Raw genomic sequence first — 14,940 nt, 5'->3', positions numbered from 1 at the left:
ATAAATGTAGAAATATTTTCCCTAAATTCGAATCTCCTTATAAATAAATTTCTTTTGAAGCATCACTTTGTTAAAAAAATACTTGAAATATTTCTCTCTGAAGGGATTTCAACCTATACCATACAGCAGCTTGCAAAGAAAGTGAGCGTTTCCACAAAAACAATTTATCTGAATTTTAAAAGTAAGGATCAGTTGCTTGCTGCTTGTCTGGAACTTTACTATGAGCAGTTTTTAGAGGAGATCAAGGTAATTTATTGTACAGAAAAAAGTTCTGTTACTGCATTTTTAAAGGCAACTTCCTTTATCCTTTCGCGAGAGTTTAATACCAACCAGGCATTCTTTACGGATCTTAACCGAAACTTTAAAGCTATTCAGGATGCTGTTTTAAATAAGATTCATCCTAAATTTCCGGATTCAAGTGTGGAAATTTTAAAAAATGGGATTGCAGAAGGAACGGTTCAAAGTGACATTAAACCCGAGCTTTTTATGGCTGCCTTTGTGCGTTTGTATCATTCTATCACCAGAGAATCGGCGTATTCAACTTATGGTTATAGTACTCCAGTAATTCTCGAAAATACTATTTATCCGCTTGTTAAGGGCATTTTAACAGAAAAAGGATTAAAAGAATATGAACGCTATATTTCAATCCAGTAAGCAAATGAGATTAATTCTGCTGTTGTTTTTCACAATATTCTTCGAAAGTATATATGCTCAAAGCAATTTATTCGGAAGAGTTTTAAACACTTCCAATACAGCTATCCCATTTGCAGGGGTGTCTTTAAAAGGCGATACTAATCAATCTGAAAGGTTTATCCAGACAGATAGTTTAGGTAAGTTTGACTTTAAAAACCTTCAAAAGGGGAAGTATATACTTGCTTTTTCACACATGGGATATGAACCTGCAGAACTTTCTTTCTATTTGGCTAGCGATACTTCTTTTACCATTCATATGCCAGAAAAAAGTAAGCGTTTGGATGAAGTAGTAATTACAGGTAACACAGCAGTAATAGAACGATCTGCGAATAAAGTAGTGTATAATCTTAACAATAGTATTACTGCAACGGGGAGTAATGCGCTGGAAGCTGTTAGTAAGGTGCCTGGTGTGCGGATTGGAAGTAACCAGATTAATGTTGTGGGTAAAGGACTCGTTAAGGTAATGGTTAATAACCACTTGTTACAGCTTCAGGGAGAAGATTTGATGCGATATCTCAGAAGCTTGTCATCAAACGAAATAACACGGATTGAACTTCTTGCAAATCCTTCAGCAAAATATGAAGCGGAAGGAAACGCAGGATTAATAAATATTATAACTAAAAGGAGCAGGCGGCAGGGTTATTCCGGAAGTCTTCAACTGGCATCCAAGTACTATCTTCCCGGAATAAGTTCACGTTATGGTGTTCGTACCTTTGGCGAAATAAGCGGCAGCGGAAATATTTCTTACAACAGAAACAACTTTTCTGCTTACGGAAGTTTTAATCATAGCCGTGACAGGCATCTGGAAGGGTTTGAAACGGATGTCTTTTATCCGGATAAAACCTGGCTTCAAACGGATACGGGGCTTTATACCCACAATGCTTTTAATGTCATTCTCGGGATAGATTATAAGATCAGTCGTGAAACTACCATCGGTATTTCTTATTCAGGCGGAAGAGATAATTACGATGGCTCTGATAATGTCCGTAATCCGGTTTATAATCTTTCTGGCCAGCTGGATTCACTATTTAACACGTATGCTACCTATTATCCGGTTGCATTACCTGTTTCGTTGAACGTTCATACAGATATTAAGTTAGATACAACGGGTAAACAACTGTTCTTTAATGCGGATTACTTCAACTACTATCGAACCGACCGTTCCGATTTTCAGTCTGATAGCTACGACGGAAGCGGCAATTTAAATCCTGAGGGGCAAACAAGGTACTTTGACCGCAACAAGCAAAATATTTCAGTATATACCTTCAAAGCCGATGCTGATCTGCCCACTTCATTTGCAAAATATTCTTTTGGAGCTAAACTCAGCTTTATCAGTAATTACAGCAATGCGTTCTATTATAATAAAGCCGGTAATGGCTCACTGAGTTACAATACCAACCTGAGCAATGAGTTTGATTATACAGAAAATACGCAGGCGCTATACGGAAGTATAAGTAAGGATATTAAAAAATGGAAGTTTGAGGCGGGAATAAGGGGAGAATTAACTCAGACCAAAGGGTTTTCCTATACGCTCCGGCAAATCACAGTAAATAATTACCTGAAATTATTTCCTTCTTTACTTGTAAGTTACGAAGCAGGCGCCACAAACATATATTCCATTTCAGTTGGAAGGCGAATTAACCGTCCCTCGTTCTGGAATTTAAATCCGTTTAAGTCTTTGTTCACAGCATCTAGTTATGGTGAAGGAAATCCTTATCTCCAGCCAGAGTATAATACCAATGTGGAGCTTTCGCATACTTTAAGCGATGTTCTTACTACTTCTGTATTTTTCAATAAAACAGATAATGGTTTCGGCAGTGTAACAATGGCTGCTGCGGATACTAATCTGGTTTACACCCGGCCTTTAAACTTTATACATACAAAAAGAGTTGGGATATCGGAAAATATTTCTTTTAAGCCGATAGCACATTGGGAAAGTAATGAACTTATCAGCTTATATTACACCGATGCACAATCATCAATTTCTAACATCCGTGATTTGAAAGGGTTCGGTGCTTACTTTTCAAGCAGCAATAACATCTATTTCAATGCTGCTAAAACACTCGCTGCAGCAGTAAACTTCTGGTATCAGTTTCCGGAAGTAGATCATGTAGCAAAAGCAAGCAGGTATTACAAGTTAGATTTAGGTTTTAAAGCAAGTGTGGTTGATAAGAAATGGGATATTGCCGTTATTTTAAATGATGCATTTCGAAGCAGCGCATCTTCGGTATCCTATATTGTAAATGATATCCCTCAAAAGTTTACTAATTTTCAGATCAACCGCTATGTTCAGTTAAATCTCAATTACCATTTCGGCGCTGGTTTAACTGGCAATAGCAACAGAAGTACTGGTAATGAGGAAGAAAGAGGGCGTATTCATTAACAAATATTTTCGGTTGTGTTACCGTCTTTCGTATTTTCCCTCAACGGGTTGATTTTTAAATGTATTGAACCTGGGTTTTACAACCTTAATGCTTCGCTTAGACAGGTCGATGCTGGCATTTAGTTCAAATCCCAGCAGGATGATGAGTGAATTTAAATAAAGCCAGATCATTATAACGATCAGAGTGCCGATTGATCCGTAAACTTTATTATAAGTGCCAAAATTGTTAATATAGAAGCCAAATCCTACAAAAGTTAAAACGGCAAGAATAGTTGCCAGCCAGGAACCTGCACTGAAAAGTTTCCATTTTTTTGGATGAGCAGGGCCATAGCGATACAATATGGAGATGGTGAGAAAGTAAACGGCAATCAGGATAATCCACCGTACAACTCCGATTAAAAAAAGCCAGAAGGATGCCTTAAATTTTAATTCGCTTTTTAAGAATGCTATCACAAATTCGCCAATAGTGATAATGGCAAGGCCGAATAGCAAGGCGAAAACAATTAAAACTGTAAGGGTAAGAGCAACAAGCCTCCTTTTAAGCCAGGTACGCGATTCTCTTTGCAGTGAGGATTTATTAAAGGCCTGCATCAGGTTGTGTACCCCGTTTGTTGAGAAAAATAAAGCTGCCAGGAAACCAAACGATAAAAGTCCGCCGTTTTGATTTTTTACAATGTCCTCCAGCGTTGATCTAACTGTAATATATGCATTATGCGGTAAAGCAAGCGCAATCAGCGATAGTAACTGATCCTGGAAATTGTCTATGGGGATGTATGGGATTAAAGTGAAAATAAAAATGATTGCCGGAAAAATGGCCAGCATAAAGTTGTACGACAAAGACGATGCCCGGCTTACCAGCGAGTCCTTTGCAATTTCCTGGAAAAAGAAAGTACCAACGGTATAAAGGGGAAGGCTGAATCCGGGAAAAATGACTCTTTTAGTCCACTCAATAAATGACTGGTATAAATGTGTTCGTAATAATAACTTGTGGAGCCATTGCATACTGTTTATTCAAAATAATGCTTCAGTTTATCCTGAAAGCTCTTAGGAGGCAGGCAGGGTTTGTTGCGTTTGATATCAATAAAAGCAAGGGTAGTTTCTCCTTCGTTTATAAGCTGTTTATCTTCATTAAAAAGTTCGTACCGGAAATGAATTTTTACTCCGGGCATTTTCGCCAGTATTACTTTAATGGTGATTTCTTCGTCGTATAAGGCCGGTTTTAAGTATTTACATTTCATATCTAATACCGGCATCATTATTCCCGATTCTTCCATCCACCGATAGGTCATGCCCAGACTGCGAAGCATTTCTACTCTTCCTACTTCATAAAATTCGGCATAATTACCATAATACATATAGCCCATCTGGTCAGTTTCGCCGTATCTTACCCTGAGCTTCGTTTCGTGTATGTACATTATTTTTTTATGTTCATTCTGTTGAGTGCTGCCTGGAATTTTTTTGCATTTACGCGGTGCTCTGCTTCGCTAACTGCAAAATTATGATATCCGGAAAAATCCTCTTTGGCACACATATATAAAAAGTCATGTTTTTTATAGTTTAAAACTGCCTTTATTGCATTGATACTTGGCATCATAATAGGGCCCGGCGGAAGTCCGGTATTTTGATATGTATTATAGGGCGAGCTCACTCTTAAATGCTTGTTAAGCACTCTTCGTATGGTAAAATCTTTTGTTGCATAAATAACGGTAGGATCGGCCTGCAGCCGCACACCCTTTTTGTAACGATTCATATACAAGCCTGCTATGGTTGGCATTTCATCGTCGTGCAAAGCTTCTGCATCTACTATAGAAGCCAGAATGCTTACTTTAATAGGATTTAAGCCAATTTCATTCGCTTTTTGTTTTCGTTCTTCCGTCCAGAATTTTTGATATTCATCGTACATTCTTTTAAAAAACTGTTCTGCAGATAAATTCCAGTACATTTCATACGAATTCGGAATGAACATCGTATACACATTTTCTGTGTTAAAGCCATAATTGCTTACGAATGCAGAAGAATCAAGCAAATGAATAAGCGCTGTTGAATCCGCTTCAATTTTGGTTGAGATAAATTTTGCAAAATCTTCTTTTAACCGGATATTCTGAAAGCGTAATTTTACAGGCTCCTGATTTCCCGCTTTCAACATGTTTATAAGCCTTCTGTTGCTCATTCCAGCTGTTAACTTATACTTTCCCGGTTTAATACGATTGGTATAATCCATGTTTTCTGCCGACCAGATGAACGTTGTAGTATCTTTTACAATTTCTTTTTCTTTTATAGTTTTTACTACATCATCAAAACCAGATCCCGTGGGGATGTATAAATACTCCTGGTTATCTGTAACATTCGGGCCAAAATAGCGCAGGTAATACGTCAAGCCTGTTAATCCTAAAGCCAGTACGAGTATCAGAGCGCATGCAATCAGTATTTTAGTGGTCAGACTAAACCGCCCTCCCTTTTTCTCAGTCATTTTTGTTTTCCCGTTAAAGTTTTTTAAATTAATTATTAGTTCTTCTATAAGCAAGCAATCCGCCTTGCAGATTTTTCGTATTAACGTAGCCGGCCGCCTGAAGTATTTTCTGGGCTGTTGCACTTCGTAGTCCGCGCTGGCATACTACAATAATTTCTTCTGATTTTTCATAATCAAGATCTTCTAAAACAACCGGCAATTTACCCAAAGGGATATTTTTACCCCCTATATTAAAGGTATGGTATTCAAGTTCTTCACGAACATCCAGAATTGTTAATTTGCTTTTTAAATCTATTTTTTCTTTTAATTCTTTTGCTGAAATATTCATGGAGTTTCAACAGGTGGAGGATCGTTTGAAAGTATCAGGTCAACACGTGTGCCAATACTTACTTTTGTCAGAGAATCGCTTAAGGCAGGATATTGTTTAATCACTTTTGCTGAAGCAGAGTCGGTTAATGTGCCTTCATAAGTTACATTTCCTAGTTCAAGAGAAGAACCTCGCAAAGAAAACCTCGCTTCATCAAGCGGAAGGCCTATCAGGTTAGGAAGGTCTACTTCGCTTGCTCCCTTGCCGTCGCCTAAAACAAGATCAACCTTTGAGCCTTTTGGGATTTGCTGTCCTTTTTTTACCGGAACACCTCCAAACTGAACCTCGAGTACCCGATCCCGGGCAATGTCAGAAACGTAGGAAGTATCACCAAGTTTTAATCCGTAATTATTAAGAATCGCTTTTGCCTCAAGAAAAGTCAACGAAAGAATGTCCGGAAAACCTACATCAGGGGCATTGCTGGTGATAATAGTAAGGTAAATGGTACGGTGCTGTTTCACACTGGTATTTGGATCCGGGTCCTGCTCAATTACCAGGCCAGGCTCTTTATCCATTTGGTAAACAGAATCTACCTGGTATTGAAAACCCTGTTCTTCCAGCAATTGCACAGCTTCTTCAATGGATAAACCTTTAAGCTTTGGAACAGGAATACTATCGCCATGACGTGTATAAAAACGAAGGCTCATGAAAATTAACGTCACAAAAACGATAATTGATACCAGGGCTATCAGCAGGTTATTGCGGAACGTGGTGGTTCCTAAATAAGCAAAGAATTTATTCATTAATCTTTCAGGATACGCTTCAAAAATTTAAAAAGTCAAACTTACTTGAAAAATTAAGATTTTGGAAGTTTAATCGAAAAGGTCTTTATCATAAACTATATTTGGTGCAGGAATAGTTATGAAAAAAACAGTTGCCCTTATTACCGGAGGATTTACCGGCGAATCAGTGATTTCTTTAAAGAGTGCAGAATTTGTTTATGGCAATATCAGCAGGGAGAAATACGATGTGTACAAGATCATTATAACAGAAGAAAGCTGGTATTATGTAGATGAAAATGATTTTGAGCATCCGGTAAATAAAAATAACTTCAGTATCGCCCTAAATGACAGGACTGTAACATTCGACCTCGCTTTTATCATGCTTCATGGTTCTCCGGGCGAGGATGGAAAATTGCAAAGTTATTTCGATATGCTGGCAATACCTTATACCGGCTGCGACGCGTTAACCTCCGCTTTAACTATGAATAAAGGCTATACCAAAGCCATTGTTTCAGATATAGAAAATCTCCATGTCGCACGCTCTGTCCAGTTGTTTTTTAATACAGAAGATCCTGTAGGAAAAGTTGGATCAGCGTTGAAATTACCCTTATTTGTTAAAACCAATAATGGTGGAAGCAGTATTGGGATGAGTAAGGTGAAAACGCTGGACGAACTGCCCGAAGCTTTAGAAAAGGCATTTAAAGAAGATACGCAGGTGCTGGTAGAGGAATTTATAAGTGGTAGAGAATTTACGGTTGGTTTGTATCAGAGCAGGGAAGGAATAACCGTGCTGCCTGCAACTGAAGTGATCAGTTCAAAAGAGTTTTTTGATTTCGAAGCAAAATATACTCCCGGTGTAACCGAAGAAATTACTCCTGCCCGGATGAATGAAGAGGAAAGAAAAAGGGTAGAACAAATAGCAAAGGATGTATTTAAGAAATTAAATTGCAGGGGAATGGTTCGGATAGATTATTTCCTTGAAGCTGAAACAGGCAAATTTTATTTTGTAGAAATTAATACTATTCCGGGGCAAACTCCAACCAGCTTTATTCCTCAGCAGGTAAAAGCCGCAGGAATTGATATCAAAGATTTCTATAATGAATTAATAGAAGTGGCTTTGGATTAGTAGTAAGTATTAGTATCAAGTAGTAAGTATCAAGTAGTAAGTGTCAAGCAGATAGTTTCTGCTGTGTGCTTTCCGCTCAAATAGAATACTTCTCAATCATTTCTTCCGTAACCTTCATTCCTTTGCCTGTTTTTAAGTCTATAAGAACAAAGTCGAACCAACCGTCGCAACTTACTTTGCCTGTTTTCTTAAATTTGATATCAAATTCGGCACGACATCCTCTGTCGTTAAGAGTAACAATACCGGTAGTAACCAGGAAATAATCGCCTAAACCAAGCGGCCGTTTATAATCTACATACGCAGTTTTTACAACCCAGCCATATCCCAGTTCAAGAAATTTTTCCATCGGCATACCATAATAAGTCTCCATTTGCTCGTATCTGGCAGCAAGTACATAATCGAAGTAAATACTGTTATGTACATGGTTAAACATGTCAATATCGTCAGGCCGGACTTTAAATTCTGTTGTAAACTTGCTGTAGGTTTTATCAGTACTCATTATTTAATACTTTTAGACGCTGTAAAATTGGTATATTAAAAACAAATGAGAAATATTATTTTGTAATATGCCCTGGGGCTGAATTAAAAACTTTTGTTCGTTACGTTTTTAAATTCTACCTTTGCACTTCAATTAACAAAAATTTTTAATCGCTTTAATATTATTCAGGTAATGTATTTAAGTAAAGAAGTAAAAGCGGAGATTTTCGCTAAACATGGTAAAGGCGCTGCAGATACAGGCTCAGCCGAAGGACAGGTAGCATTATTTACTACTCGTATTGCACATTTAACAGGGCACTTAAAGAAAAATAAAAAAGATTTTTCAACCCAGTTATCTCTTCAGAAATTAGTTGGTAAACGCCGGGCATTATTAGCTTATTTATATAAGAAAGATATCAACAGATATCGTGCTATTATCAAAGCTTTAGAATTAAGAGATATCATCAAATAATTCTTAACAAAAAAAATCAAAGCCATCTCAATAGGGGATGGCTTTTTTGTTTTAAATTCGCACAAAACAAAGTCAATATAAAAACCAATGTGCTCGAAAGAGGAAAAGCACATTGTAATTAACAAACGATGAATTATAATTTAGTTACAAAATCATTCGATTTAGGCGATGGCCGGATGATCGAAATTGAAACCGGAAAACTTGCAAAGCAGGCAGACGGTTCGGTAGTTGTTAAAATGGGTGATACCATGCTTCTTGCTACCGTAGTAAGTTCAAAAGAAGCGAAAGAGGGAGTAGATTTTCTTCCTTTATCAGTAGATTACCAGGAAAAATACGCTGCAACGGGCCGCATACCCGGAGGTTTTTTACGCCGTGAAGCGCGTCTTTCAGATTATGAAGTATTAATCTCACGTTTAGTGGATCGTGCCTTGCGTCCAATGTTTCCTGAAGATTACCATGCCGATACCCAGGTAATGATTTCTTTGATTTCTGCCGATAAAAATATAATGCCCGATGCCTTAGCGGGTTTGGCCGCTTCTGCAGCACTGGCTGTTTCAGATATTCCGTTTAACGGGCCTATCTCTGAAGTTCGTGTGGCGAAAATTGACGGACAACTGGTAATCAATCCATACATGAATGACTTGGAGCGTGCTACATTAGAGTTTATTGTAGCAGGTTCTGAAAATGATATTGTGATGGTTGAAGGTGAGGCGAGTGAAATTTCTGAAGCTGAAATGGTAGAAGCAATTGAGTTTGCGCACAAGGCAATTAAAGTTCAGGTTCAGGTTCAGAAAGAATTAACTGCTGCAGTTGGTAAAACTGAAAAACGTGCTTATTCTCACGAAAACAGCAATCCCGAATTGAGAGAACGTGCTTTTGCAGAAACCTATCAGAAAGTGTATGATATAGCCAAATCAGGCTCTTCAAAACATGAACGTTCTGAAAAGTTCGCTGAGATACAAGATTTGTTTATTGCTTCGTTAGGTGAGGAAATCGATGATGTTACTAAGTTCTTGGCGAAAAAATATTTTCACGATGTGCAGTATGACGCCGTTCGTAACCTGATACTGGATGAGGGAATCCGTCTCGATGGCCGTGACGTTCGTACCGTTCGTCCTATCTGGAGCGAAGTAGGATATTTGCCTGCAGCACACGGTTCGGCTGTCTTTACCCGTGGCGAAACTCAGTCATTAACTACCGTTACCCTTGGAGCTAAAACAGATGAACAATTAATTGACGGAGCATTTATTAACGGCTACCAGAAATTTATTCTGCATTACAATTTTCCCGGATTCTCAACCGGCGAAGTTCGTCCGAACAGGGGAGCAGGCCGAAGAGAAATTGGTCACGGAAATTTGGCAATGCGTTCATTGAAACAGGTTTTACCTGCCGACGATCAAAACCCGTATACTATCCGTGTAGTTTCTGATATTCTTGAATCGAACGGCTCATCCTCAATGGCTACAGTTTGTGCAGGTACTTTAGCTTTAATGGATGCTGGTATCAAACTTAAAGCCCCGGTTTCTGGTATTGCAATGGGATTGATTACCGACGAAAAGACAGGAAAATACGCAGTCCTTTCAGATATTCTTGGAGATGAGGATCATTTGGGTGATATGGACTTTAAGGTAACCGGAACTGAAAATGGTATTGTAGCATGCCAGATGGATTTGAAAATAAACGGCTTACGCTGGGAGGTTTTAACAGCTGCTTTAGAACAGGCAAAAGAAGGGCGTCTTCATATTCTGAATGAAATGAAGAAAACCATCGCTCAACCACGCGAAGACTTTAAACCTCACGCACCGAGAATCATCGAAATGCGTATCGATAAAGAATTTATTGGCGCCGTTATTGGTCCCGGTGGAAAGATCATTCAGGAAATGCAGCGTGAAACAGGCGCAACTATCTCTATTGAAGAAAAAGATAACCAGGGTATCATCCAGATCTTTGCCGACAATAAAGAATCAATTGATAATGCTACCCGCAGAATCAAGGCGATTGTTGCAAAACCTGAAGTAGGAGAGGTTTACGAAGGTAAAGTGAAGTCAATTATGCCATTTGGGGCATTTGTTGAAATTATGCCTGGAAAAGATGGTTTGCTTCACATTTCAGAAATTGACTGGAAACGTTATGAAACCATGGAAGGTATCTTCAAAGTAGGAGACGAGGTAAGAGTTAAATTGCTTGATATTGATAAACAAGGGAAACTTAAATTATCAAGAAAAGCGTTGATTCCACGCCCTCCAAAACCTGAAGGCCAGCCAAAACCACAGGCCCAGGAAAATCCTCAACAGGAAAATCAATAAAAAATCAAGTCCCGCTTCGGCGGGATTTTTGTTTTATAACTGTTTTATTTTGGTTATATTGCATTAATACTTTGACATCATAATGAAAAAAACTTCCAAACCTGTTTTGCAGGAGCCTTTGCATGATTATGAAAAGGCCGAAATGGATCTTCTTAAAGCTGCTTTAAAACGTACGCACACAGAGCGCTTTGAAATGATGACAAAGCTGATGAAAATGAATGCTTTTTTTCGTAAGGCTGTAATTACTCATAAGCCTTTTCCGTCAGATAAGTAAGTATGGATGTTTTTGATGAAGAGCTTCTTTTGTTTTGGCAAATCCTAAATAAACATCAGATTAAGTATATTATGATTGGTGGGGTTGCAACAAACCTGCATGGTTACCAGCGTACAACGGAAGATATAGATATATGGCTGGAAGATACATTGATAAACAGGAAGAAGCTGCGTATTGCTTTTAAGGAATATGGATTGGGAGATTTTGAATCTCTTGAACGAATAGAATTTATAGCAGGCTGGACTTATTTTCATTTAAATAATGGAATAAGATTAGATATTATGACTGCTGTAAAAGGCCTTGAGGAATATTCATTTGATAATTGTTTACAACTTGCTTCAATTGCTAATATTTACGATATCAAAGTCCCTTTTTTGCATATCAACCAACTAATACAAGCCAAAAAAGCTGCCGCAAGACCAAAGGATGAAATCGATATTATAATGCTTGAAAAGATCCGGGAGATGCAGGGTAATGATAAAACAAACTGATTCACTCTTAACTCAATCTAAAAATCCTCGTATATTTGCGCATGAATCATCTCATCGCTCCCTCAGTTCTGGCAGCTGATTTTGCCAATCTCCAAAAAGATATCGAAGTAATAAATAACAGCGAGGCCGACTGGTTTCATATTGATATAATGGACGGCGTTTTTGTTCCTAATATTTCTTTCGGGTTCCCCGTGCTGGAAGCTATTGCCCGCCATGCTAAAAAGCCTTTGGATGTTCATTTGATGATTGTTGAGCCCGACCGTTACCTTGAACAATTTAAAAAAGTTGGTGCGGAGATAATTACGGTTCATTACGAAGCCTGTACTCATTTGCATCGCACAATTCAGGCTATAAAGGATTTAGGTTGTAAAGCAGGAGTTTCTTTAAATCCGCATACACCGGTTAGTGTACTCGAAAATATTATTCAGGATATTGACCTGGTTTTAATCATGTCTGTTAACCCAGGTTTTGGAGGGCAGAAATTTATAGAGCAGACCTACCAGAAAATCGCTCAGCTAAAGGCTCTTGCAGCCGGACGAAATGAAGGGTTATATATTGAAATAGATGGCGGAGTAAATGATAAAAACGCCTTAGCTTTATTAAAAGCAGGAGCTAATGTTTTGGTTGCTGGCAATTTCGTGTTTGCATCAGAATATCCGGCCGCTACTATATCTAAATTAAAACAACTGTCGCCATATACACTTAAGGCCTGATTGTTCTTAATGAAGTTTTTTTTGTCCATACTGCTGATGTTTTTTTCAGGCATTTGTATGGCTCAAAAAAGCAGCATTCTGGAAGGTAGAGTTTTTAATGAACAACACGAAACGCTGGATGGTGTAACAATTTCTGTCAATGACAAGGTATTTACCAGTACCGATCAATATGGTAAATACCGTATGAGATTAAGTTCAGGAAGCTTTAAACTTACTTTTAGCATTACAGGGTATATTACAAAAGCTGAAGAAGTTACAACTACTGCTGATGCTGTTATAGAAAAAAATATTGTTCTGCAGCGCTATATTAAGCCCCTGGATGAAATCGTAATTCAGACAAGTTCAGAGCCAAACAGAAACAGTATTGCTGTTGCAAGAGGGCTGATGAAATCGTTCCCTTCTGTTTCGCAGAATTTTGAATCAATATTAAAAACACTTCCTGGCGTTTCTACAAACAATGAATTAAGTGCTCAGTATTCTGTTCGCGGAGGAAATTTTGACGAAAATTTACTCTATCTGAATGATGTTGAGATGATACGGCCTTTATTACTCCGCAATGGCCAGCAGGAGGGGTTAAGTTTTATTAACCCCGATTTTGTAAGTCGGGCAAGTTTCTCCGGAGGTGGGTTTGCAGCTAAATACGGAGATAGAATGTCATCCGTACTGGATGTAAAATACCTTCGGCCAGATAGCACCGAAACTATCATTTCTGCCGGGTTGCTTGGTTTTTCCGCTACCTACAAGGCTTCACTTACATCCGGCTACCTTTTATTCGGGTTTAGGAAGAAGGAAAATGGAGGCTTACTTAAAACGCAGGAGGTTAAAGGAAGCTATCACCCCAATTTTTATGATTTACAACTCCTGTATAATCGCGATATCAATTCATCGCTGAATCTTTCTTTTTTTGGTAATCTGAATACAGGTAGTTTTAAGTTGATTCCTGCAAGCAGGGAAACTAAGTTTGGGACTTTAAATCAGTTGAAGAGCTTCAATGTAAATTTCAACGGCCAGGAACTGGATGCTTTCCGCTCTGTTGCGGCAAACGTTACGGCTCTTTATAAACCTTCCGAAAGGTTCAATATAAAATGGATGAGTTCTGTATTCAGTAATTCTGACCAGGAAAACCTTGATATTAAAGCGGATTACCTCTTTAATATTTCAGATAAACAGAAGCCGGATAGCGAACCTGAATTAATTCGGAAAAAGGGTTTTTATGCCGATTATGCCAATAACAGGCTAAATTCTTCTATCATCAGTTCAGAACTTAAAATATATCAGCAGTTAAAGCGGCTGTACATGGAATGGGGGCTGCGGTACCAGCGAAATCTGATTGATGACAGGCTTAACGAATATAACACTATTGATTCAGCAACGTATGCTTTTCCTTCTCCTGAATATCTTTCAGGGAATTCTGATACTATCAATACACTTAACTCAATTCAAACAAATATATATACTGCTTATTGGCAAAGCTTATTTAATTTATCACCAGCAGTTTCTTTTACAGGAGGATTAAGAGGGAATTATAATTCATTTACAAAACAGTTTTTAGTTAGTCCCAGGTTAAATTTTTTCTATACTCCTGCTGATAATTTTTCCTTACGTCTGGCGGCAGGAATTTATAGTCAGCCCCCTTTTTACAGGGAGTTTAGAAATTTCGATGGATCTATCAATCAGAATGCAAAAGCCCAACGCTCGTTTCATTTACTTGCCGGTGCCGATTATTCATTCAAATCCTGGAAAAAGCAGTTGAAATTCTCTTCTGAATTATATTATAAAAAGCTGTTTAATTTAATTCCTTATAAAATAGAAAACCTGCGGGTAAAATATTTCCCGGATCAACATTCTCGTGGATATGCAATGGGTGCCGATTTTAATTTAAGCGGAGAATTTGTGGAAGATCTGGAATCGGTTTTTCGCCTTTCACTGATGAAAACTTCAGAAGACATTGTGAATGACTTTAACTATACAACGATTAATGGAAACGCTGTAAGAACAGAACCAGGGTATTTAAAAAGGCCCACCGATCAGCGGCTTAATTTTTCCGCTTTTTTTCAGGATAAATTGCTTAACAGTCCTACCTATAAGGTGCACCTTAATATTTTGTACGGGTCGGCTTTGCCCGTTGGTCCACCGCAGGAAGAACGTTATAAAGATGTGTTTAAAATTCCTGCCTACCGCAGGGTTGATATCGGGTTTTCTAAAGATCTTTTGGAAAAATCGGGTAAAAACCGGTCCAGCTTGCTTTCATCTTATCTGAACTCCTTAATTATTTATGCAGAAATTTTTAACCTGCTGGATATAAATAATACCATTTCTTACCTGTGGATAAAGGATGTTGATAATAATCAGTACGCTATTCCTAATTATTTAACATCCCGTCAACTAAATTTAAGAATTATTGCAAAAATTAAATAGAAATAGGGAATTTATTAGAATTCTGTTA

General features: G+C 38.0%; 15 protein-coding genes. 9 read left to right on the top strand and 6 right to left on the bottom strand.

Features of this window, described 5'->3' with window-relative positions; translation table 11 throughout:
• The first annotated feature begins 54 nt into the window (after positions 1-54).
• Complete coding sequence (locus ACLCDL_RS01070) at positions 55-654, top strand: TetR/AcrR family transcriptional regulator (RefSeq protein WP_423146138.1); 600 nt, start codon at positions 55-57, stop codon at positions 652-654.
• On the top strand, positions 629-3,076 hold the full coding sequence (locus ACLCDL_RS01065) for an outer membrane beta-barrel protein (protein ID WP_423146137.1): 2,448 nt from the start codon (positions 629-631) through the stop codon (positions 3,074-3,076). The genes ACLCDL_RS01070 and ACLCDL_RS01065 overlap by 26 nt, the downstream gene beginning before the upstream one ends.
• A gap of 18 nt (positions 3,077-3,094) precedes the next feature.
• On the opposite strand, the gene ACLCDL_RS01060 is transcribed toward ACLCDL_RS01065, so the two are convergent.
• From ACLCDL_RS01060 to ACLCDL_RS01040, 5 genes are read right to left on the bottom strand one after another with little or no spacing between them, the layout of a single operon-like run.
• Positions 3,095-4,078 (bottom strand): YihY/virulence factor BrkB family protein, encoded by a 984-nt coding sequence (locus ACLCDL_RS01060; protein ID WP_423146136.1) that lies wholly within the window; start codon positions 4,076-4,078, stop codon positions 3,095-3,097.
• 5 nt (positions 4,079-4,083) lie between these two features.
• Positions 4,084-4,491, bottom strand: a complete 408-nt coding sequence (locus tag ACLCDL_RS01055; protein WP_423146135.1) for an acyl-CoA thioesterase — start codon at positions 4,489-4,491, stop codon at positions 4,084-4,086.
• Positions 4,491-5,546 (bottom strand): endolytic transglycosylase MltG, encoded by a 1,056-nt coding sequence (mltG, locus tag ACLCDL_RS01050; RefSeq protein WP_423146134.1) that lies wholly within the window; start codon positions 5,544-5,546, stop codon positions 4,491-4,493. Before mltG ends, ACLCDL_RS01055 begins: the two co-directional genes overlap by 1 nt.
• Positions 5,547-5,574: 28 nt before the next feature.
• Positions 5,575-5,874 carry a rhodanese-like domain-containing protein gene (locus ACLCDL_RS01045; RefSeq protein WP_423146133.1) on the bottom strand — a complete coding sequence of 100 codons (300 nt, stop codon included), beginning with the start codon at positions 5,872-5,874 and terminating at the stop codon, positions 5,575-5,577.
• Positions 5,871-6,656 (bottom strand): PASTA domain-containing protein, encoded by a 786-nt coding sequence (locus ACLCDL_RS01040; RefSeq protein ID WP_423146132.1) that lies wholly within the window; start codon positions 6,654-6,656, stop codon positions 5,871-5,873. The genes ACLCDL_RS01045 and ACLCDL_RS01040 overlap by 4 nt, the downstream gene beginning before the upstream one ends.
• A 118-nt stretch (positions 6,657-6,774) precedes the next feature.
• On the opposite strand from ACLCDL_RS01040, the gene ACLCDL_RS01035 reads away from it, so the two are divergent.
• On the top strand, positions 6,775-7,761 hold the full coding sequence (locus ACLCDL_RS01035) for a D-alanine--D-alanine ligase (protein ID WP_423146131.1): 987 nt from the start codon (positions 6,775-6,777) through the stop codon (positions 7,759-7,761).
• 76 nt (positions 7,762-7,837) lie between these two features.
• Here the strand turns inward: ACLCDL_RS01035 and ACLCDL_RS01030 are convergent, their stop codons facing one another.
• Positions 7,838-8,260: an acyl-CoA thioesterase gene (locus ACLCDL_RS01030; RefSeq protein ID WP_423146130.1), complete on the bottom strand. Its 423-nt coding sequence runs from the start codon at positions 8,258-8,260 to the stop codon at positions 7,838-7,840.
• A 171-nt stretch (positions 8,261-8,431) separates the two neighbouring features.
• Between ACLCDL_RS01030 and rpsO the strand changes: the two genes are divergently transcribed.
• From rpsO to ACLCDL_RS01000, 6 genes are all read left to right on the top strand, one after another.
• Positions 8,432-8,710 carry a 30S ribosomal protein S15 gene (gene rpsO, locus ACLCDL_RS01025; RefSeq protein ID WP_423146355.1) on the top strand — a complete coding sequence of 93 codons (279 nt, stop codon included), beginning with the start codon at positions 8,432-8,434 and terminating at the stop codon, positions 8,708-8,710.
• Between the two features lie 128 nt (positions 8,711-8,838).
• Positions 8,839-11,016, top strand: a complete 2,178-nt coding sequence (gene pnp, locus ACLCDL_RS01020; protein WP_423146129.1) for a polyribonucleotide nucleotidyltransferase — start codon at positions 8,839-8,841, stop codon at positions 11,014-11,016.
• An 82-nt stretch (positions 11,017-11,098) separates the two neighbouring features.
• Complete coding sequence (locus ACLCDL_RS01015) at positions 11,099-11,290, top strand: hypothetical protein (protein ID WP_423146128.1); 192 nt, start codon at positions 11,099-11,101, stop codon at positions 11,288-11,290.
• 2 nt (positions 11,291-11,292) lie between these two features.
• On the top strand, positions 11,293-11,781 hold the full coding sequence (locus ACLCDL_RS01010; RefSeq protein ID WP_423146127.1) for a hypothetical protein: 489 nt from the start codon (positions 11,293-11,295) through the stop codon (positions 11,779-11,781).
• A gap of 41 nt (positions 11,782-11,822) precedes the next feature.
• Entirely contained in the window at positions 11,823-12,494 is a 672-nt protein-coding gene (gene rpe / locus ACLCDL_RS01005; protein ID WP_423146126.1) for a ribulose-phosphate 3-epimerase, read from the top strand.
• A gap of 9 nt (positions 12,495-12,503) precedes the next feature.
• Positions 12,504-14,912 (top strand): TonB-dependent receptor, encoded by a 2,409-nt coding sequence (locus ACLCDL_RS01000; RefSeq protein WP_423146125.1) that lies wholly within the window; start codon positions 12,504-12,506, stop codon positions 14,910-14,912.
• Positions 14,913-14,940: the final 28 nt, after the last annotated feature.

It is taken from the genome of Rubrilithobacter danxiaensis (genome assembly GCF_047272945.1).
GTDB lineage: Bacteria > Bacteroidota > Bacteroidia > Sphingobacteriales > Sphingobacteriaceae > Rubrolithibacter > Rubrolithibacter danxiaensis.
The sequence above is the reverse complement of the archived record's forward strand: the minus strand, read 5'-3'. Positions and strand labels throughout refer to the sequence as shown.